The organism is Pseudophaeobacter flagellatus, from assembly GCF_021228235.1.
Lineage (GTDB): Bacteria > Pseudomonadota > Alphaproteobacteria > Rhodobacterales > Rhodobacteraceae > Pseudophaeobacter > Pseudophaeobacter flagellatus.
In genome coordinates this window covers 72,377-91,607 of sequence record NZ_JAJQRG010000006.1, presented here as the reverse complement: position 1 = coordinate 91,607, position 19,231 = coordinate 72,377, and the positions used below count along the sequence as shown (strand labels likewise).

The following is a 19,231-nucleotide window of genomic DNA, read 5'->3' as shown; positions in this document are numbered from 1 at the left end:
GTCCTCACTTTTGCGCGACATGCCCTCGCAGGCGCTGCGGCCCCTGATTGCAGCCGCCCGAGTTTGCCGCTAGCGTCGCGATCAAAGGAGATTTGACATGTCCAACCCGCTTTTGTCCCATTGGGACACGCCGTTTGAAATTGCCCCCTTCAGCCGCATTTGTGATGATGATTTTGCCCCGGCATTGGAGCAGGCGCTGACCGCCCATAGCGCCTGGATTGATGCCATAGCCAATAACACCGCGCCGCCCAGCTTTGCCAATGTGATCGAGGCACTGGAAACCCCGGTGCGCGAGTTGGAGCAGGTCTTGTCGGTGTTCTTCACCGTGGCGGGGGCAGATAGCAATGCCAAGCGCGAAGAGCTGCAGCGTGAATTTTCCCCCAAACTGGCGGCGCATTTTTCCGCCATTACCGCCAATAAAACGCTTTATGCGCGGGTGAAATCTGTTTGGGATCAACGCGATAATCTGGGTCTGAACGCTGAACAAAGCCGGGTTTTGATGCTGACCCATCGCGGCTTTGTGCGCGGTGGTGCCGCTTTGACCGGGGCGAATGACCAGCGAATGCAAGAGATCAAGGGCCGTCTGGCCACCCTTGGCACCGCCTTTACTCAGAACCTGCTGGCGGATGAGCGCGACTGGCATATGGAGCTGAGCGAGGCGGATCTGGAGGGCTTGCCGGATTTTGTTGTGGCCGCGACACAGGCTGCAGGCGCAGAGAAGGGCGCGCCAGGCCCGGTCGTGACGCTGTCGCGGTCGGTTATCACACCGTTCCTGCAGTTTTCCCCGCGCCGCGATCTGCGGCAAAAGGCCTTTGCCGCCTGGGGCGCGCGTGGGGCCAACGGAGGCGATAGCGACAACCGTGCCATTGCGGCCGAAATCCTGGCGCTGCGGGCCGAACGCGCTGCCTTGCTGGGCTATGACAGTTTTGCCGCCTACAAGCTGGAAACCGAGATGGCCAAAACCCCGGACGCGGTGCGGGATCTGCTGATGCAGGTCTGGCAGCCGGCCAAGGCACGGGCCGACAGTGATGCCGGAATCCTGACCGAGATGATGCATCAGGATGGGATTAACGGCGATCTGGAACCCTGGGACTGGCGCTACTACGCCGAAAAGCGGCGCAAGGCCGAACACGATCTGGATGAGGCGGAACTGAAGCCCTACCTGCAGCTGGATCGGATGATCGAGGCCAGCTTTGCCTGTGCCAACCGCCTGTTCGGGCTGGAGTTCAAACCCCTGGATGTGCCGCTGTACCACCCCGATTGCCGCGCCTGGGAGGTCACGCGCGCGGGCAAGCATCTGGCGGTCTTTATCGGCGATTACTTTGCCCGCGGCTCCAAGCGCTCGGGGGCCTGGTGTTCGGCGATGCGGGCGCAGGCGAAACTGCCGCAAGAGCAGAGCCCGGTTGTAATCAACGTCTGCAACTTTGCCAAAGGCGATCCGGCCTTGTTGTCCTGGGATGACGCGCGCACCCTGTTCCATGAATTTGGTCACGCGCTGCATCAGATGCTGTCTGATGTCAGCTACGAGAGCATCTCAGGCACCTCGGTCGCGCGTGATTTTGTCGAACTGCCAAGCCAGCTCTACGAACATTGGCTGGAGGTGCCCGAGGTCCTGAGAGAATTTGCCACCCATGCCGAGACCGGCGAAGCGATGCCGCCCGAATTGCTGCAAAAAGTGCTGGGGGCCTCGACCTTTGATATGGGGTTCCAGACGGTGGAATATGTGGCCTCGGCGCTGGTGGATCTGGCGTTTCACGAGGGGGCGCCGCCACAGGATGTGATGGAAAAACAGGCAGAGGTGCTGGCAGAAATCGGTATGCCGACAGCCATCACCATGCGTCATGCGACACCGCAGTTTGCCCATGTGTTTTCCGGCGATGGCTATTCCTCGGGCTATTACAGCTACATGTGGTCCGAGGTGATGGATGCCGATGCCTTTGCTGCCTTTGAAGAGGCGGGCGGTGCCTTTGACCCCGAACGCGCCGCCGCATTGGAGCGCCATATCCTGTCCAAGGGCGGATCCGCCGACGCGGCAGAGTTATATACCGCGTTTCGCGGTCGTCTGCCGGGGGTTGAAGCGCTGTTAAAGGGGCGTGGTCTGACCGCTGTCGGGTGACTGTGTTGCCGGGCTGAGCACAGAGGCGCGGTGGGAGGGGGCGCTGCCCCCGGTCTGCGACCTCCCCCGAGGTATTTTTCGTAAGATGAATATGGGGGAGGTGCCTGCCGTTGCCCGCATTGGCAGCCTGGGCTGATCAGTAGCCGAGCTGGCGATCGACCTGGTTGAGAAAGGGCAGGCCGCTTTCGCCGTGCTGGATGTTTTTCGCAATCATCCGTGCCGCTGTCAGGGGGCGAGTTTCTGCCGCGATATGGGGCGTGACCGTGACCCGTGGGTGGGCCCAAAAGGGATGGGTTTGCGGCAGTGGTTCTTGTCGGAAGACATCAAGGGTGGCATGGGCAATCCGGCCGCTGTCGAGAGCGTCCAGCAGGGCGACATCGTCGATCAGGGGGCCGCGGCCGGGGTTGATGATTCGCGCGCCTTTGGGCAGATGCGCCAAGGTTGTTGCATTCAGGGTGTTTTCTGTGGCGGCAGTGTCGGGCAGCAGCAATATCACGATCTGGGCGGTTTCAAGGGCGCGTGTCAGCCCCTCGGCCCCATGTTCGCAGTGAAGGCCTGTAAGCGTTTTTTGCGACCGTGACCAGCCGGTGACGGGAAAGCCGAGCCGCTGCAGAGCGGTGGCGCAGGCGGTTCCCAATGCGCCGAGCCCCAGCAGGGTGACGGGTCGTTCCTGTGCCAGGGGGGGCACAACCGGATCCCAGCGATCCTGGGTGGCGATGCTGCGGTCGATGTCAAGGTGGTAGCGCAGCACATGACCGGTGACCCATTCCACCATGCCGGCTGTCAGCCCAGGATCGACCATCCGGCACAGGGGCTGTGTCAGGCTGGTGTTGCCGGTGATCTTTTCTACCCCGGCCCAGAGGCTGAACACCGCCTTGCATCGGGTGTAGGGGGTGAAATCCTGCAGGTCGGAGTTGGGGGCGTAGATCACATAGTCCACCTCGGCGGCGGGGTGATCCTGGCGCAGGTCGACCTGTAGTTGGGCGGCGGCAAAGGCGGTTTCTAGCGCAGGCCGATAGCTGTCCCAGCGTTCCGGGTGGGCGGCGAACTGAACCTTGATCATGTTGCAAATACCCCGGTCATGTCCTTGAAACCCTTGATCTCGATCGGGTTGCCGGCGGGGTCGTGAAAGAACATGGTGCTTTGTTCACCCGGTTCATTGGCAAAGCGTGTGGTTGGGGGCAGGGTGAAATTCAGCCCCGCCTGCACCAGGTGATCGGCCAAGGCCTGCCAGTCCTGCTGGGGCAGGATCACCCCCAGATGTGGCATCGGCACCATGTGTTCCCCGACCTTTCCGGTATTGGTGGTGGCAAAGGCAACTCCCAGGTGCAGTGAGATCTGGTGGCCAAAGAAGTTGTAGTCGACCCAGGTGTCGGTGCTGCGCCCCTCGGTGCAGCCCAACAGGCCGCCATAAAACGCGCGGGCCTTGTCCAGGTCATCCACATGATAGGCGAGGTGAAAGATGCTCATGCTTTGTGCTCCGATCGCGGTGTTCCTTGGTATCGGGGGATGCCATGGAAAGCCGCAGCTTGTGTTCTGGCATGGGTTTCTCATGGATCCAGGGTTCGCCACAAGTATCAAGCCTGATTGTAGATATTTGCCTTGCCCCCTGTTGGCAGGGGGCAAGGCCTAGCGGGGGCGGTGTACATTGGCGCTTTGGACCAGACCAAAGGCGGCCAGCAGCACCAGCATCGCCGAGCCCCCGTAAGAAACCAGCGGCAGTGGCACGCCCACGACGGGGGCCAGCCCCATGACCATTGACATATTGACGGCAAAGAACAGGAAAAAGGTGATGGCCACACCCAGGGAGACCAGCGATGAAAACCGATCCTTGGCGGCCAGCGCGGTGGCGACGCAAAAGACGATGATCAGCATATAGAGGCTGAGCAGGGTGAGGCCGCCAATAAAGCCAAACTCTTCGGCCAGGGTGGTGAAGATGAAATCGGTGTGTTTTTCCGGTAGAAAGTTCAGCCGTGATTGGGTGCCCTGCATATAGCCGCGCCCGGACCAGCCGCCCGAGCCCAGGGCGATCTTGGATTGGGTGATATGATAGCCCGCGCCCAACGGGTCTTGTGAAGGGTCGAGGAAGGTGTCGATGCGGCGATATTGGTAGTCCTTGAGCAGCTGCCAGTCGGTGCCGCGGCTTTGGAATACGGCGCTCACCAGCCCCACGGCGGCGCCAATGACGGCGGCGAAATAGGCCCAGTGGACCCCAGCCAGAAACATCACCCCACCGCCGGCGGCCATCAACAGGATCGAGGTGCCCAGATCCGGTTGGCGCAGCACCAGAAGGGTGGGGAATAGGATCATCAGCAACGGCAGCAACACCCAGATTGGCCGCGAGCTGCGCTCTGGCGGCAGCCAGTCGTAATAGGCGGCCAAGAGCATGACAGAGGTGATCTTCATCAGCTCTGAGGGCTGCAGCCGCATAAAGCCAATGTCGATCCAGCGCTGCGCCCCCATGCCAACGGTGCCAAAGAATTCAACCGCCAGGAGCAGGGCAACAGAGATCAGATAGGCCAGCACCGAGATATTGCGCCAGAACCAGATCGGCACCATGCCCACCACCAGCATCACCCCCATACCCAACAGGAAGCGTTTGAACTGTGGTTCGGCCCAGGGCGAAAAGGAACCTCCCGCCACCGAGTAGAGCATCAGGAACCCAACCCCGGCCACCGAGGCCAGCAACAGGGTCAGCGGCCAGTTCAGATAGAGGATCTTGCGAAACCCCGAGGGGGTCGCCTTGGCGTTATACTCAAGATAGCTCATGCCCGGTCACTGTCCTGGGGGTGGTCGCTTTTGATGCGTTCGCGTTCCAGCCGCTCTTGCTGGGCCTTGATGCGGCTACGATCCCCTTTGGGATAGGCCGAAAGGGGGGGCGTGCCATCGTAAAGTGCTTGCAACATCACGTCGCGGGCAATGGGGGCCGCAGCGGTAGAGCCACCACCCCCGTGTTCAACGATCACCGAGATGGCGTATTTGGGTTTGTCGAAGGGGGCAAAACAAACGTAGAGCGCGTGATCGCGCCGCTCCCATGGCAGATCCTTGTTGCGGATCACCCCGGCGGCGCGTTCGGCGGCGGTGATGTTGCGGACCTGGCTGGTGCCGCTCTTGCCGCCCATTCGCATGCCTTCGGCAATGATACGCGAGCGATAGCCAGTGCCGCGCCGGTCGTTGCTGACCGAATACATGCCGCGTCGTATCATGCGCAGATTGTTTTCATTCAGGCCCATGGAGGTGCCTGCCCCTGAGGGCTGTTCTACCCCGTCGATGGATTTCACCAGGCGTGGGGTCACACTGCGCCCTGTGGCCAGGCGGGCGGTCATCACCGCCAGCTGCATCGGCGAGGCCAGCATGAACCCCTGGCCAATAGAGGCATTGACGGTATCCCCGACTAGCCAGTCCTGGCCGCGTACCCGTGCCTTCCAGTCCCGATCAGGGGCCAGCCCGCTGGCCACGGCCGACATCGGCAGGTCGTGGCGCACTCCCAGCCCCATCCGGTTGGCCATGGCTGAAATCTTGTCGATGCCCACCTTGATTGCCAGATCGTAGTAATAGACATCGCAGGATTGCTTGAGCGAGGTGTTGAGATCGACATGGCCATGCCCGGCCCGTTTCCAGCAGTGAAAGCGCCGTCCCGAGACCTCTAGATAGCCGGGGCACCAGACGGTATCTTCCGGCCCGATCAGCCCTTCTTCGAGTGCTGCCAGCGAGACGACCATTTTGAAGGTCGATCCGGGTGGGTAGGTGCCCTGTACGGTCTTGTTGGCCAGGGGGCGGTAGGGATCCTCGGTGAGCAGGCTGTAGTCCGCTACCGAAATGCCGCGAACAAACAGGTTGGGGTCAAAACTGGGGGCAGAGGCGATGGCGCGCAGGTCACCCGTGTCGCAGTCCACCACCACCACGGCGGCGCTCTCGGCGCCCAGCCGGGCCTGGGCGTAGTTCTGCAATCCCGCATCTACCGCTAGCTGCATATCGGCGCCGGCCTGGCCTTCCTTGCGGTCCAGTTCTCGCATGACGCGGCCAGTGGCGTTTACTTCGACCCGTTTGGCCCCGGCGGTGCCGCGCAGCACATCTTCGCGCTTGGCCTCAAAGCCGACCTTGCCGATCTGAAAACGCGGAATGCGCAGCACCGGGTCCGGTGAATCCAGTTTGCTAAGGTCATAATCGGACACGGGTCCCACATAGCCCACCACATGGGCAAAATCGCTTTGCTGCGGATAGATTCGGGTCAGGCCGACCTCTGGGGTGATGCCGGGCAGGGCCGGGGCGTTCACTGCCACCTTTGAAATATCTTCCCAGGTCAGCTGGTCAGCCAGGGTGATCGGCAAAAAAGGTGGCGAGCGGCGCATCTCTGTGCGGGCGCGCTCGATGTCTTCGGCGGGCAGGTGGATCAGCTTTGACAGCCTGGCGATCACCGCCTCCACATCACCGGCGTCTTCGGGGACGATGATGATCCGATAGGAGGGAGAGTTATGCGCCAGGGTCTTGCCGTTGCGATCAAAAACCTCGCCACGGGCGGGGGCCAACAGGCGGATGTTGATGCGGTTCTCTTCGGCCAGCAGGCGGAACTGATCTGCCTGATCGACCTGCAGATAGCGCATGCGCGCGGCCAGACCCCCGGCAAAGCCCAGTTGCAGCCCGCCCAATAGCAGCGCGCGGCGGCTCAGCTTGCGATGGGCACCTTCCAGATCCTTTGGGGTGCGTTTCATTTGCGAGCTCCCAGAATTTCGGCCTCGGTGGCCGAGAGTTTGCGCACGCCAAGAAGCCCCTGGCTGAACAGCACCACCAGCGGGTAGGTCACAATGGTCGCTATGGTTTCAATGACCGACAGGCCCAGCGGCGCCTGCGGCACCGCAAAAAGCGAAAGGGTGACACGGTTCAAGATGGTGATGACCGTCAGGACCACTGTCACCGAGAGCCACTCGGCGGCAAAGGTACCTTCGTGCTGGTTCTGGCCACGCGAGCGCAGGAATTCACAACCCAGAACTACCAAAAGTGTCAGCAGGCCAGGCGGGCGGTGAAACAGGAAATCCGCCAAAAGCAGCACCGGGACCAGCAGTGAAATTGGCACGTAATCCGGGCGGCGCAGCGTCCAGGCCATGGCCAGAGCGGTCAGCAGATCCGGCGGTGCCCAATTGCGCGCCAGCGTATCCAGTGGTAGCAGGTGAAAAAAGATCACCAGAAACGCCAGCCCGACAAAGCTGAACCGCATGAGCAGAATTCTGGCGGGGGTGACCTCAGCCATTCTCGGCCCCCGTTGCAGGAGCGGTGTCGGCGTCGGTCTGGGCATCGGGGGTGGGATCCAGATCTCCGGGGCGGGATTTCGGGGTGGTGGCACCGGGGGCGGGAACGATCAATCCGCCGGGATCGCCAATCACCTGGGTGCCGTGATGGCGCAGCACCCGCAGGTATTCAAGCCGCTCATAATCGGCCGACAACCGCACCCGCATGCGGCCGCTGCGGTCCTCGGTGGCCTGTCCAACCAGCAGCCCAGCCGGAAAAACACCGCCATCGCCCGATGTGACGATCCGGTCGCCCGGGCGCACCAGATCGGCGTTTTCCAGAAAGGTCAGCAGTGGTGCGGCGCTGTTGTCGCCGGTCACAAGCGCAGTCTGCCCCGAGGGCTGGATGGTCACCGGCACGGCGCTGGCCGCATCGGTGAGCAGGATCACCCGCGCGGTGTTGCGCCCGGTGCCGGAAATCCGCCCAACCAGACCAATGCCATCCATGGTGGCCCAGCCATCCTGGATGCCATCACGGGCACCGACATTCAAGATGACAGACTGACGAAACGGCGAGCCGCTGTCGGCCATGACCACGCCGGTGATAAAGGTAAGCTTGGGATCAAGCCGCACATTGTTCAGGTCCAGCAGGCGGGCGTTTTCCTGCTCCAGCTGCAGCGCCGCCTCTTTCCAGGCGCGCATCTGGCGCAGTTCCGAACGCAGCTCGCGGTTTTGTTCGGCCAGACGTTGATAGCTTCGAAAATCGCGAAACAGATTGACGGTGCCGGTGACCGGCACCATGGCCCAATCCATATTGGGCACGACCGTGTCAATCAGCTGGGCGCGAAAGCGTTCGACCCTTGGGCTGTCGATGCGCCAGACCAGAAACAGAGCCGTCAGACAGAGGCAGACCACCACGACGAACAGGCGGCGCAGCGGCGTTGCATAGTCTTCACGCTGGGAGCGATCTTTGGCCAAGGGGCTCCTTTCTGGCTGCTGTCCCGGCCCGCCCTGCGATCAGATCGGGCTGGCGGGGCCGCGCTGCCCGATCAGCTGTCGTAGTCGATGGCGTGGCGCAGCTGCTTTTCGTATTCCAGCGCTTTGCCGGTACCAAGGGCCACACAGTTCAGACATTCATCCGCGATCGAAACGGCCAGACCTGTCTGTTCGCGCAGGGCAAGATCCAGATCGCCCAGCAGCGCGCCGCCGCCGGTCAGCATGACGCCGCGGTCGACAATATCGGCGGCCAGATCGGGCGGGGTGGTTTCCAGCGCGGTCATCACCGCTTCGCAGATCTGCTGCACCGGTTCTGCCAGGGCCTCGGCAACCTGGGCCTGGCTGATCTCGATTTCTTTGGGCACCCCGTTCAGCAGGTCACGACCACGGATCTGCATCGACTGGCCTCGGCCATCATCGGGCATCCGAGCGGTACCGATAGAGGTCTTGATGCGTTCGGCTGTGGCCTCGCCGATCAGCAGGTTCTGCTGGCGGCGTAGATAGGCGATGATCGCTTCATCCATCCGGTCGCCGCCCACCCGAACCGAGCGCGCATAGACGATGTCGCCCAGCGACAGAACCGCCACTTCGGTGGTTCCGCCGCCGATGTCGACAACCATGTTGCCGGTGGGGTCGGTGATGGGCATGCCGGCCCCGATCGCTGCGGCAATCGGTTCGGCAATCAGCCCGGCCCGGCGGGCACCGGCGGACATAACAGATTGACGGATCGCGCGTTTTTCAACCGGAGTTGCGCCATGCGGCACGCAGACGATGATCTTTGGTTTGGAAAAGGTCGAGCGTTTGTGCACCTTGCGGATGAAATGCTTGATCATTTCTTCTGCGGTATCAAAATCGGCAATGACCCCTTCGCGCATCGGACGGATCGCCTGGATACTGCCGGGGGTTCGCCCCAACATCAGCTTGGCGTCTTCGCCCACGGCCAGGACTTTTTTCACCCCATCCTTGATGTGGTAGGCCACCACGGAAGGTTCCGACAGGATCACGCCACGGCCCTTGACGTAGACCAGCGTATTTGCGGTGCCAAGGTCGATGGCCATGTCCGAGGTGAACAAACCGCCAAGATTTCCGAAAAACGCCATATAAAATGTGATCCTATTGAACTGCAGCGAGGGGCGACTCCAAAGGGGTCGCAGACCATGGTCTTATACCAGCGCAGCCCTGTCGGGAAAGGGCGTTTTATGCCCAACTAGCGCCTTTTCGCTTGCGCTGCATAAAGGAGGGGCTTTCGCCTTGCACTTTGCCCGCTTGCAGGCTGGGCCCCAAGGGTGCGCCTTGGGGATTGGCCGCGCAGGCCAGCGCTATCGGATCGAGCGCCGAATTGGCCTGCAGGGCGGGTCTTTGTGGTTTCGCAACCGGTAAATCCGCGCTACAGCCTGTTGTATGCTATCCTATCAACATATCTATCATGCCGGTAACCTGGCCGATGTGCAAAAACACGCGCTTTTGGCGGAGATCCTGTCCTATCTGACCCAGAAGGACAAACCGATCAGCTATATTGAAACCCATGCCGGGCGTGGGCTTTATCATCTGGATGCCCCCGAGGCTGTGAAAACCGGCGAGGCGGCGGCGGGGATTGATCGCATTCTGGGGAAGGGCCTTTTGCCGGTAGAGCACCCTCTGCTGCAGGCGCTTGCTTCCTGTCAGGCGGCGCATGGCGAGACCGCCTATCCGGGTTCACCGTTGATTGCGGCCAATCTGCTGCGCCCCCAGGACAGCCTGCATCTGGCCGAACTGCACCCAGGGGAACATGCAGCCCTGCGTCAGGCCCTGCCGCGAGGGAGGGCCAAGGTGCATCTGCAGGACGGGTTTGAACTGGCCCAATCGCTGGCACCGCCAACGCCCCGGCGCGGGCTTTTGCTGATGGATCCAAGCTATGAGATCAAAAGCGACTACAGCCGCATTCCGGGGTTTATCTCGACGCTGCACCGGAAATGGAATGTTGGCATTCTGGCGCTGTGGTATCCCATTCTGAAAGACGGCACCCATACATCCATGCTGCGGGCGCTGGAACATCAGAACCTGCCCGGCGCGCTGCGCCATGAGGTGCGCTTTCCCCCGGCACGGGCTGGGCACCGGATGATTGGCTCGGGCATGTTCTTGGTCAACACGCCCTACGGCACCAAGGCCGAATGCACCCGGCTGGACAAGATTTTTAGCAGTTTGAAATAGGCGCTCTACTGGCCTCTACAGGGTGGCGTCACGGGCTTCCCATTCCTTGATCCAGTCCCAGCCGCCAAGCGCCTTGATCAGGGGGGTCAGTTCGCGCTCAAACCGGGTCCATTTGCCCAGCCCGGATTGGTTCAGACCTTTGCGCACCTGCGTCACAGAGGCGGTTTTGACCAAGCTCTTGTTATTTAGTGGCGTCAGGCAGGCAGGGTCCCAATTCAGGCCTAGGTGCGCAACAAGCGCGCGCATTTGTGGTTCTGGGTTTTCGACCAGCTGGCGGTAAGATTGCACACGTAGCCTATCCCCGAGCTTGGGAATGTAATCGTCCAGAGAGTCGTAATTGGTGCGGATATGCTTGCCAATCCAGTCCAGCCGCTTTGAATAGGCATGGCCTTGATGGAAGTTGGTTGTGAAGAGAGACAGTCCCACATCCAGAGGATGACGCATCATGAAGACAAAGCGGGCTTCCGGCAGGATCATCCGGGCAAAGCCCATTTCAAACAGGTTCTGCGGAAGTTTGTCGATGATAATCCGCGACGACATGTTGTTCTGTGGATACTGGGCCAGATAGGCGTTGCGCGCCCTCTGGGCAAGCTCTGGGCTGGTCTGCGTGCACCAGTCCCAGCTTTGATCCCGGTTCTGTTGTAGCTTATTGTTTTTGGCTATCGTGTCATCAGTCTTGACCAGCTTTGGCCCCCGCTGGGTTTGTTGAGACAGCTGCAGTTGGACGACTTTTCTGGTCTGGATCAGAACCGGGCTTTCGCCGATGCTGCTGACATCGGAATGGGCCAAAAGCATGTTTTCAACCAGCGTGGTGCCAGATCGCGGCAGGCCGACGATGAACAGGGGTTGGGTGCCTGCGCCTTTGTCGGTGTTGATGGCAGGGCCGGGCAACTGCGGTAGCTGGGCGGGATCAAAGTAGCTGCATTGTTGCGCCACCGATGCCGATGTGGCGCTGGGGTCATAGTCACCCGGAGTGGCCATGTTTGCGGCTTCATAATAGAACATAGCCATCTTGGTTTGGTCCGCAGCAGCTGCAGCTTTGCCCAACGTGTTGATTGCACCTGCGCGTCCTGCTTCTGGTAGTTTGGCGTTGGTAAAGAGATCGCGTAGCCGCGCCGCGTAGTCGCTATCCCAGGCAAAGGGTTCTGCGACATAAAGTGCGCTCAGCGCCGTAGCAGAATCAGGCTCTTGGACGAGTATTTCCTTAAAGGCTTCAGCGGCGCGGCTGCTATCGCCGTTTTGCAGGCTAAGACTGCCCAGTTTGCCCCAGATGGGCAGATTTTCTGGCCAGGTTTCAACAATTGCTTCCAGTACCGCCAGGCCGCGATCCGCACGGCCAAGGCCAAAATAGCATTCAGCGACCAGGTCCAACATTGCAGCGTCGGCTTGCCCGGCCGCGATCAGTGGTTGCAGCGTGATCAGCACCTCCTGATATTTCTGCTTGTTCATCAGTGGCTCAAAAAAGGTCGCATCCATCGCTTTTGAAGCGGATTGTGGGATTTGTTTTTGAGCTTGAGTCATTTCGACCACCGATTTCCATTCTTGGTTGGTTATCGGTTTAGGGAAAAGTTGTTGCTATTTTGATAATTTTTTTACCGGGAGCGAAAGGCTGGCTGGCATTTGGTCTGGGCGTAACCATGGCCAACAGAGAGACCCACTACCCGCGCAGCGAGGGCATTCTGAGGGCACGGAGGGTGCAGAAGCACTGTATTTTTTGGGGGGAGGGAGAGCAGGAAAATGACCTGTTAAATATGGCAGGCACATCGGCGCGACATGCCTGCCAATTCGTTTGGAGTAGTTTGTTAAGGCCCTTTCAGTCAGGCCTGTACATTCAGTTTAGGTCACATCTTTATACGAAATTTCGCGGGCATCCGCGCCTTCGCCCACCCTCTCGCGCCGCACGATCACCCGGTTCAGCGCGTTGATATAGGCCTTCGCCGAGGCCACGACCGTATCGGTATTGGCGCTCTCGCCAGTCGCAATGATGCCGTCTTCTTCCAGGCGCACGGAAACGGTGGCCTGGGCATCGGTGCCTTCGGTAACCGCATTCACTTGATAGAGTTGCAGGCGGGCGGTGTTCGGATAGAGCTTGCGGATCGCCCTGAAGGTGGCATCGACCGGGCCATCGCCTTCTTCCACGGCGGTCTGATCCTTGCCGTCGATCTCCATCTCCACTGTGGCCTCTGCCGGACCGCCGGTGCCACAGACCACCTTCATCGAGACCAGCTGCAGGTGATCGTTTTCGGCATCTTCGCCCGCGCGCATCAGCGCCAGGATGTCGTCGTCGAAGACCTCTTTCTTGCGGTCGGCAAGTTCCTTGAACCGGACAAAGACATCTTTGAGCTGGTTGTCGCCTACCTCAAAACCGAGGGTAGTGAGCTTGTCGCGCAGCGCTGCCCGCCCTGAATGTTTGCCAAGCGGCAGCGAGGTGCCAGCCAAGCCGACATCTTCGGGCCGCATGATTTCAAAGGTTTCTTTGTTCTTCAGCATGCCATCCTGATGGATGCCGCTTTCATGGGCAAAGGCGTTCTTGCCGACGATGGCCTTGTTGAACTGGACCGAAAAACCCGAAACCGTGGCGACGCGGCGCGAGATGTGCATGATCTTCTTGGTGTCGATGCCGGTTTTCCACGGCATCAGATCATTGCGCACCTTCAAGGCCATGACGACCTCTTCCAGGGCAGTATTGCCGGCCCGTTCGCCAAGACCATTGATGGTGCATTCAATCTGGCGCGCACCGCCTGCCACGGCGGCAAGCGAGTTGGCCGTGGCCAGGCCAAGGTCGTTGTGGCAATGGGTGGCAAAGACCACCTCATCGGCGCCGGGCACAGTTTCGATCAGGCGCTTGATCAGATCGGCGCTTTCGACCGGGGCGGTATAGCCGACGGTATCGGGGATATTGATTGTGGTGGCGCCGGCCTTGATGGCGATTTCGATCACCCGGCACAGATAGTCCCACTCGGTGCGGGTGGCATCCATCGGCGACCACTGCACATCCTCGACCAGATTACGGGCGTGGGTGACGGTTTCGTGAATACGCTCGGCCATCTCATCCATGGTGAGGTTGGGAATGGCCCGGTGCAGCGCAGAGGTGCCGATAAAGGTATGGATGCGCGGCTTGGCGGCCTGGCGCACGGCTTCAGCGCAGCGGTCGATATCTTTGAGATTGGCCCGTGCCAAACCGCAGATCACCGCATTCTTCGATCGCTCGGCGATCTCGCTTACCGCTTTGAAATCACCTTCTGATGCGATCGGAAAGCCAGCTTCGATGATGTCGACACCCATGTCATCCAGCAGCTCGGCAATTTCCAGCTTTTCATCATGGGTCATGGTGGCGCCGGGGCTTTGTTCGCCGTCACGCAGGGTGGTGTCGAAGATCAAGACGCGATCTTTGTCAATGATATTGGTCATTTGGGTAACTTTCTAGTTCTGTCCTGGGGTCCAGTGTGGCAGTCCATGTGGGGCGCGTATAAGCCGGTCTCCTCTGAGCGGACGCGCCGAATGGCACGCTCAGAGGCGGACTAGGAGCAGGCGTAGGTCACGCAGAGACGCGCCGCGTAGGGCGGCGTCGGTCTTTGGGATATCTGCGTAAACTGTCATGCCAGTGATTTATACAGAGCTGCAACTGAATGAAAAGAGGGAAATCGATTCCCCGTCTGATGGGGCCTCTGCGCTGCGCCCGGCGCGCCGGGCTATGGGCGATTAGTTGTCTGTTTGCGAACCAGTGCCGGTGTTCGAACCAGCACCAGCGTCGCCCCCTGTCCCCGTGGCTTTGGTGTTTTCGGCATCTGCCGGAGGCGGTGGTGTCCCGGACGCAGGGTCGCCTTGCGGATCTGCCTGCGTATCCGCCTGTGGTTCTGCGCCATCTTCGCTGCCGTCAGCCGTGGGCGGGGGGGCACCATTGTTCCAGTTGCCGCTGACCGTCTGACCGCTACTGTAGGTCATGGTGCCCGGTCCTTGGCGCTTGCCGTTGACAAAGCTGCCGACATAGACGTCGCCATTTGCAAAGATCGCTGTGCCTTCACCGGTGATTTTGCCTTCGGCCCAGTCGCCCTCATAGCTAAAGCCGCCGGGCACTTCGAGCTTGCCTGTGCCGTGACGCTGGCTGTTGACAAAACTGCCAGTGTAGACCGCACCATCGGCATAGGTGACGTGGGCCTCGCCGTGGCGCTGGCCGTCCAGCCAGCCGCCGTCATAGCGATAGCCGTTGCTTTCGGTCAGAATACCCTGGCCATGGTTGCGGGCATTCTTGAATTCACCGGTATAGGTCACGCCATTGGCGTAGGTCGCGGTGCCAGTGCCCTCAAACACCCCGGCAATCCAGTCGCCTTCATAGGTTGATCCATCGGGATAGGTAATCTTACCGATCCCATGTGGTTGGTCGTCTTTCAGCTCCCCTTCATAGATGGATCCATCAGGGTAGGTTATGCGGCCCGTGCCTTCGATCTGGCCGGCCAGCCAGTCGCCCGTGTAGGTGTAGCCATCGGTCTTGGTGAAGGTGCCGGTGCCGTGGCGCAGGTCATCCTCGAACATGCCTTCATAGACATCGCCATTGGCATGGGTCTGGGTGCCGATTCCCTGGCGGCGGCCCTGGTCCAGTGGCCCGGTGTAAACGTCGCCATTGGGTTGGGTCAGGGTACCGGTACCATGCATCTGGTTTTCGACCCAATCGCCGGTATAGTGCAGCCCATCCGGCATTGTCAGGGTGCCAACCCCGTGCAGCTGCCCATCAGAGATTTCGCCTTCATAAGTGGCACCATCGGGATAGGTGATGATGGCGTGGCCTTCCTTGCGGCCTTCGACCCAGTCGCCATTGTATTCATAGCCGCCGGGATTTTGCATCACGCCTTTGCCGTGGTGTTGCCCCTGGACAAAGCTGCCCTCATAGCGGACCCCATTGGAATAGACTGCAACACCCTGGCCATTGATTACGCCCGCCAGCCATTCGCCTTCATAGGTGCCGCCATCTGACATGGTGATCTTGCCCAGGCCTTCGGGTTTGCCTTTGACGAAATCGCCCTCATAGACCGAACCATTGGGAAAGCGCGCCACGCCCCGGCCAAGGATCTCTCCGTCCACCCAGTCGCCAGAGTACTCATAGCCATTTGGCAGCCGGTAGGTGCCTTTGCCATGCTGCAACCCCCCGCGAAAAGTACCCTCGTAAAGGCCGCCGATTTCATCCTCGTTGGTGATGATTTTGCCGTCCTGTGCCGCTGCGGGTATGGCCAGGGTCAAAAGGAAGAGTGTCGCAAGCGTTCTGCTGAAACCGGTCATGAAAACCTCTGTCTGCCGCGCGCCGATATCGTCGGCCGTGGAAATTGCATCTGCCAATAGGCTACTTGTGGGTTACTTGCTGGGAAACTAAGCGAGCAAACAGCTTGTCGCAATGTCTTTTGCGCTCGGCCCTTTTCCTTGGCTGCCGATCTGATAAACGACTGGCAACATGTTTTGCAAAGGGCTTGTGCAGGATGGCAGATCGTTTCCGGGTAACTCTGGCGCAATTGAACCCCTCGGTTGGGGATCTTGCAGGCAATGCAGCAAAGGCACGTGAGGCCTGGGCCGCGGGCTTGGCGGCAGGGGCCGATCTGGTCGCCCTGCCGGAAATGTTCCTGACTGGCTATAACACCCAGGATCTGGTGCAAAAGCCTGTGTTCCATCAGGCCGCCATGGCGGCGGCCGCGCAGCTGGCGCAGGACTGTGCTGCGGGGCCGGCCCTGGCCATTGGCTGCCCCTGGGCCGAAGAGGGCAAGCTGTACAACGCCTATCTGATCCTCAAGGAGGGCAAGATCGCCTCGCGCTGTCTGAAGCATCATCTGCCCAATGAGACGGTTTTTGATGAGATGCGGATCTTTGATGCCGGGCCGCTGGCAGGGCCCTATGCGGTGGGGGATGTGCGCATCGGATCGCCTATCTGCGAAGATGGTTGGCACGAAGACGTGGCCGAAACCCTGGCCGAAACGGGCGCTGAATTTCTTTTGATCCCAAATGGTTCGCCCTATTATCGCAATAAGATGGAAGTACGGCAGAATCACACGGTGGCCCGTGCAGTCGAAACCGGCCTGCCGGTGATCTACCTCAACATGGTGGGCGGGCAGGACGATCAGGTCTTTGATGGTGGTTCCTTTGTACTGAACCCGGATGGGGCGCTGGCGCTGCAGATGCCGGTCTTTGACGAAGTCATCACCCAGCTTGATCTTATCCGCACCGAGGCGGGCTGGCGCGCGGTCGAAGGCGAAAAGGCCCATCTGCCGGATTCCTGGGAGCAGGATTACCGGGTGATGGTGGAATCCCTGCGGGATTACATGGGCAAAACCGGGTTCAAAAAGGCGCTTCTGGGTCTGTCCGGCGGGGTGGATTCCGCCATTGTCGCTGCCATCGCAGTGGATGCCATCGGGGCCGAAAATGTGCGCTGCGCTATGCTGCCTTCGGAATATACCAGCCGTGAATCACTGGAGGATGCCGAAGCCGTGGCCAAGGCCCTGGGGGTGCATTACGACTATGTGCCAATCGCCGAGGGGCGCAGCGCCATTTCCAACACTCTGGCACCGCTGTTTGCGGGCTATGATGAAGATTTGACCGAGGAAAACATCCAGTCCCGTCTGCGCGGGTTGTTGCTGATGGCGATGTCAAACAAGTTTGGCGAGATGCTGCTGACCACCGGCAACAAATCCGAAGTCGCCGTGGGCTATGCCACCATCTATGGCGATATGAACGGCGGCTATAACCCGATCAAGGATATGTATAAAACCCGCGTGTTTGAAACCTGCCGCTGGCGCAATGCCAATCACCGCCCCTGGATGATGGGGCCTGTAGGCGAGGTCATTCGCCCCAATGTGATCGACAAGCCGCCCTCGGCTGAGTTGCGCGAAGATCAGAAAGACAGCGACAGCCTGCCGGACTACCCCGAGCTGGATGCCATTCTGGAAATTCTGGTCGATCAGGACGGATCCGTTGCGGATTGCGTGGCCAGAGGTTTCGCGCGCGAAACAGTCAAACGGGTAGAGCATCTGATCTATATCAGCGAATACAAACGCTATCAGTCGGCGCCGGGGGCACGGTTGTCACCGCGGGCTTTTTGGCTGGATCGACGCTACCCGATTGTCAATCGTTTTCGCGACATGTCGTGACTATTGTCTTGTGATCAGGCCCGAGCCTGCGCGCTAGAGGTGACGATTCCACCTGTTTTCAAATGATTTACCCGGAACTGCCCCCCCCCAGAGAGCTGACGATGCGTCCCAAAGATCACATTTTGTTCTTCTGCCAACCATGGGCTGTTTTGCCCCCTAGACCGGCTGTCATTGGCGCGGCATAGACCTCATCATGCCCGGATTGAAACTGCCATATTTCCAAGCCGATCTTGCTCTGCCCAAACGCGTTGACGTGGTTGTGGTGGGGGGCGGCATTATTGGGGCCTCGACCGCGCTGGAACTGGCCGAGCGGGGCCATTCTGTCTTGCTGTGTGAAAAGGGCCAGATCGCGGGCGAACAAAGCTCGCGCAATTGGGGTTGGGTGCGGATCTCGCAGCGCGACCCGCAAGAACTGCCCTTGATGCGAGAGGCGCTGCGCCTTTGGGATAGGCTGGAGGCGCGTACCGGCCATCCTACCGGCTATCGGCGCTCTGGCATCCTGTTCACCGCAGAACGCAGCCGCGAAGAGGCCGAGCTGGAACGCTGGGCGCCACATCTTGCGGCGATGGACCTGCCGGGACAAATGCTGCGCGGCGATTTCCTGCGCCAGGTGATGCCCGGTTATCAGGGCAAAGCGATCTCTGGCTATTATACGCCGCTGGATGGGCGCGCCGAACCGCAGTTGGCCACCCATGCCATCGCACGGGCGGCCCAGGCGGCGGGGGCCAGGGTTATGACCGAATGCGCGGTGCGCGCGGTCGAAAGCGAAGCCGGGCGCATCAGCGGTGTGATGACCGAGCGTGGCCGGGTGGCCTGTTCAGCCGTGGTGGTGGCAGGCGGGGCCTGGTCGCGGCTGTTCCTGGGCAATGCCAGGATCGCATTGCCGCAGTTGAAAGTGTTGAATTCGGTGCTGCGCACCTCACCGGTGCAGGGCGGGCCAGACTGTGCAATCTGGTGCAATGGCTTTGCCCTGCGCAAGCGCCAGGACGGCGGCTATACCATTGCCAGTGGTAGTGAAAACATTGTCGACATTGTCCCCGACTCATTGCGGCTGGGGCTGAAGTTCCTGCCCCGCTATCTGCAAGAGCGGCGCTCTATTCAGTTCCGCTTTACCGGGTCGGGGCGGTGGCGCGAAGAGGCGGCGCAGGACCGGCGCTGGTCGGCGCAGCAGACCTCCCCCTTTGAAACTTGCCGGGTGCTGGATCCAGCACCTTCGCAAAAGGCGATCAAACAGGGCTGGGACGCAGCGCAACGGGCCTTTCCTATCCTGCAGGGCTGCGACGTGGTGCAGAGCTGGGGCGGGCTGATCGACGTGACGCCGGATGCCCTGCCGGTGATCTCGCAGGTGGATGATCTGCCGGGGCTGTTCATCTCCACCGGCTATAGCGGTCATGGCTTTGGCATTGGTCCTGCAGCGGGGCGTCTGACCGCAGATCTGGTTACGGGTGATGCGCCCATTGTCGATCCGCATGGCTTTCGCCTGTCGCGCTTTGGCAAAAAGAAATAGCCTGCCTGCCGACCTGGGAAACTACCGCCTTGGGCCGCATGATTTCATATTCACACAAGGCCGGTCGGCG

General features: G+C 60.5%; 14 protein-coding genes. 4 read left to right on the top strand and 10 right to left on the bottom strand.

The features are described 5' to 3' along the window. The first annotated feature begins 97 nt into the window (after nt 1-97). Nucleotides 98-2,116: a M3 family metallopeptidase gene (locus tag LRK71_RS12965; protein ID WP_232404254.1), complete on the top strand. Its 2,019-nt coding sequence runs from the start codon at nt 98-100 to the stop codon at nt 2,114-2,116. A gap of 136 nt (nt 2,117-2,252) precedes the next feature. Here LRK71_RS12965 and LRK71_RS12960 read toward each other — a convergent pair whose 3' ends face one another. The 7 genes from LRK71_RS12960 to LRK71_RS12930 form a co-directional block, all read right to left on the bottom strand. After that, complete coding sequence (locus LRK71_RS12960; RefSeq protein ID WP_232404253.1) at nt 2,253-3,179, bottom strand: 2-hydroxyacid dehydrogenase; 927 nt, start codon at nt 3,177-3,179, stop codon at nt 2,253-2,255. Continuing rightward, a complete protein-coding gene (locus tag LRK71_RS12955; protein ID WP_232404252.1) occupies nt 3,176-3,586 on the bottom strand; it encodes a VOC family protein in 411 nt (136 codons plus the stop codon). The genes LRK71_RS12960 and LRK71_RS12955 overlap by 4 nt, the downstream gene beginning before the upstream one ends. A 159-nt stretch (nt 3,587-3,745) precedes the next feature. Further along, a complete protein-coding gene (gene rodA / locus LRK71_RS12950; RefSeq protein ID WP_232404251.1) occupies nt 3,746-4,885 on the bottom strand; it encodes a rod shape-determining protein RodA in 1,140 nt (379 codons plus the stop codon). Then, a complete protein-coding gene (gene mrdA / locus LRK71_RS12945) occupies nt 4,882-6,828 on the bottom strand; it encodes a penicillin-binding protein 2 (RefSeq protein ID WP_232404250.1) in 1,947 nt (648 codons plus the stop codon). Before mrdA ends, rodA begins: the two co-directional genes overlap by 4 nt. Continuing rightward, on the bottom strand, nt 6,825-7,364 hold the full coding sequence (locus tag LRK71_RS12940; RefSeq protein WP_232404249.1) for a rod shape-determining protein MreD: 540 nt from the start codon (nt 7,362-7,364) through the stop codon (nt 6,825-6,827). The genes mrdA and LRK71_RS12940 overlap by 4 nt, the downstream gene beginning before the upstream one ends. Continuing rightward, a complete protein-coding gene (gene mreC, locus LRK71_RS12935; RefSeq protein WP_232404248.1) occupies nt 7,357-8,319 on the bottom strand; it encodes a rod shape-determining protein MreC in 963 nt (320 codons plus the stop codon). The genes LRK71_RS12940 and mreC overlap by 8 nt, the downstream gene beginning before the upstream one ends. 71 nt (nt 8,320-8,390) lie before the next feature. After that, entirely contained in the window at nt 8,391-9,437 is a 1,047-nt protein-coding gene (locus tag LRK71_RS12930) for a rod shape-determining protein (protein WP_232404247.1), read from the bottom strand. Nucleotides 9,438-9,738: 301 nt separating this feature from the next. On the opposite strand from LRK71_RS12930, the gene LRK71_RS12925 reads away from it, so the two are divergent. Next, on the top strand, nt 9,739-10,527 hold the full coding sequence (locus LRK71_RS12925) for a 23S rRNA (adenine(2030)-N(6))-methyltransferase RlmJ (protein WP_232404246.1): 789 nt from the start codon (nt 9,739-9,741) through the stop codon (nt 10,525-10,527). Nucleotides 10,528-10,542: 15 nt separating this feature from the next. On the opposite strand, the gene LRK71_RS12920 is transcribed toward LRK71_RS12925, so the two are convergent. From LRK71_RS12920 to LRK71_RS12910, 3 genes are all read right to left on the bottom strand, one after another. Further along, a complete protein-coding gene (locus LRK71_RS12920; protein ID WP_232404245.1) occupies nt 10,543-11,976 on the bottom strand; it encodes a tetratricopeptide repeat-containing sulfotransferase family protein in 1,434 nt (477 codons plus the stop codon). A 387-nt stretch (nt 11,977-12,363) separates the two neighbouring features. Then, nucleotides 12,364-13,938: a 2-isopropylmalate synthase gene (locus LRK71_RS12915; protein ID WP_232404244.1), complete on the bottom strand. Its 1,575-nt coding sequence runs from the start codon at nt 13,936-13,938 to the stop codon at nt 12,364-12,366. Nucleotides 13,939-14,229: 291 nt separating this feature from the next. Beyond that, complete coding sequence (locus LRK71_RS12910) at nt 14,230-15,801, bottom strand: MORN repeat-containing protein (protein WP_232404243.1); 1,572 nt, start codon at nt 15,799-15,801, stop codon at nt 14,230-14,232. A gap of 194 nt (nt 15,802-15,995) precedes the next feature. Here LRK71_RS12910 and LRK71_RS12905 point away from each other — a divergent pair, with 194 nt between their 5' ends. Together LRK71_RS12905 and LRK71_RS12900 are read left to right on the top strand one after the other, a co-directional pair. Then, entirely contained in the window at nt 15,996-17,654 is a 1,659-nt protein-coding gene (locus LRK71_RS12905; protein WP_232404242.1) for an NAD+ synthase, read from the top strand. A 193-nt stretch (nt 17,655-17,847) separates the two neighbouring features. Next, nucleotides 17,848-19,161: an NAD(P)/FAD-dependent oxidoreductase gene (locus LRK71_RS12900; protein ID WP_232404241.1), complete on the top strand. Its 1,314-nt coding sequence runs from the start codon at nt 17,848-17,850 to the stop codon at nt 19,159-19,161. The last annotated feature ends 70 nt before the right edge of the window (nt 19,162-19,231 follow it).

Coding starts and splice junctions, on each gene's coding strand:
- LRK71_RS12965 (WP_232404254.1), top strand. CDS start 98: ATGTCCAACCCGCTTTTGTCCCATTGGGACACGCCGTTTGAAATTGCC.
- LRK71_RS12960 (WP_232404253.1), bottom strand. CDS start 3,179: ATGATCAAGGTTCAGTTCGCCGCCCACCCGGAACGCTGGGACAGCTAT.
- LRK71_RS12955 (WP_232404252.1), bottom strand. CDS start 3,586: ATGAGCATCTTTCACCTCGCCTATCATGTGGATGACCTGGACAAGGCC.
- rodA (WP_232404251.1), bottom strand. CDS start 4,885: ATGAGCTATCTTGAGTATAACGCCAAGGCGACCCCCTCGGGGTTTCGC.
- mrdA (WP_232404250.1), bottom strand. CDS start 6,828: ATGAAACGCACCCCAAAGGATCTGGAAGGTGCCCATCGCAAGCTGAGC.
- LRK71_RS12940 (WP_232404249.1), bottom strand. CDS start 7,364: ATGGCTGAGGTCACCCCCGCCAGAATTCTGCTCATGCGGTTCAGCTTT.
- LRK71_RS12930 (WP_232404247.1), bottom strand. CDS start 9,437: ATGGCGTTTTTCGGAAATCTTGGCGGTTTGTTCACCTCGGACATGGCC.
- LRK71_RS12925 (WP_232404246.1), top strand. CDS start 9,739: ATGCTATCCTATCAACATATCTATCATGCCGGTAACCTGGCCGATGTG.
- LRK71_RS12920 (WP_232404245.1), bottom strand. CDS start 11,976: ATGAACAAGCAGAAATATCAGGAGGTGCTGATCACGCTGCAACCACTG.
- LRK71_RS12915 (WP_232404244.1), bottom strand. CDS start 13,938: ATGACCAATATCATTGACAAAGATCGCGTCTTGATCTTCGACACCACC.
- LRK71_RS12910 (WP_232404243.1), bottom strand. CDS start 15,801: ATGACCGGTTTCAGCAGAACGCTTGCGACACTCTTCCTTTTGACCCTG.
- LRK71_RS12905 (WP_232404242.1), top strand. CDS start 15,996: ATGGCAGATCGTTTCCGGGTAACTCTGGCGCAATTGAACCCCTCGGTT.
- LRK71_RS12900 (WP_232404241.1), top strand. CDS start 17,848: ATGCCCGGATTGAAACTGCCATATTTCCAAGCCGATCTTGCTCTGCCC.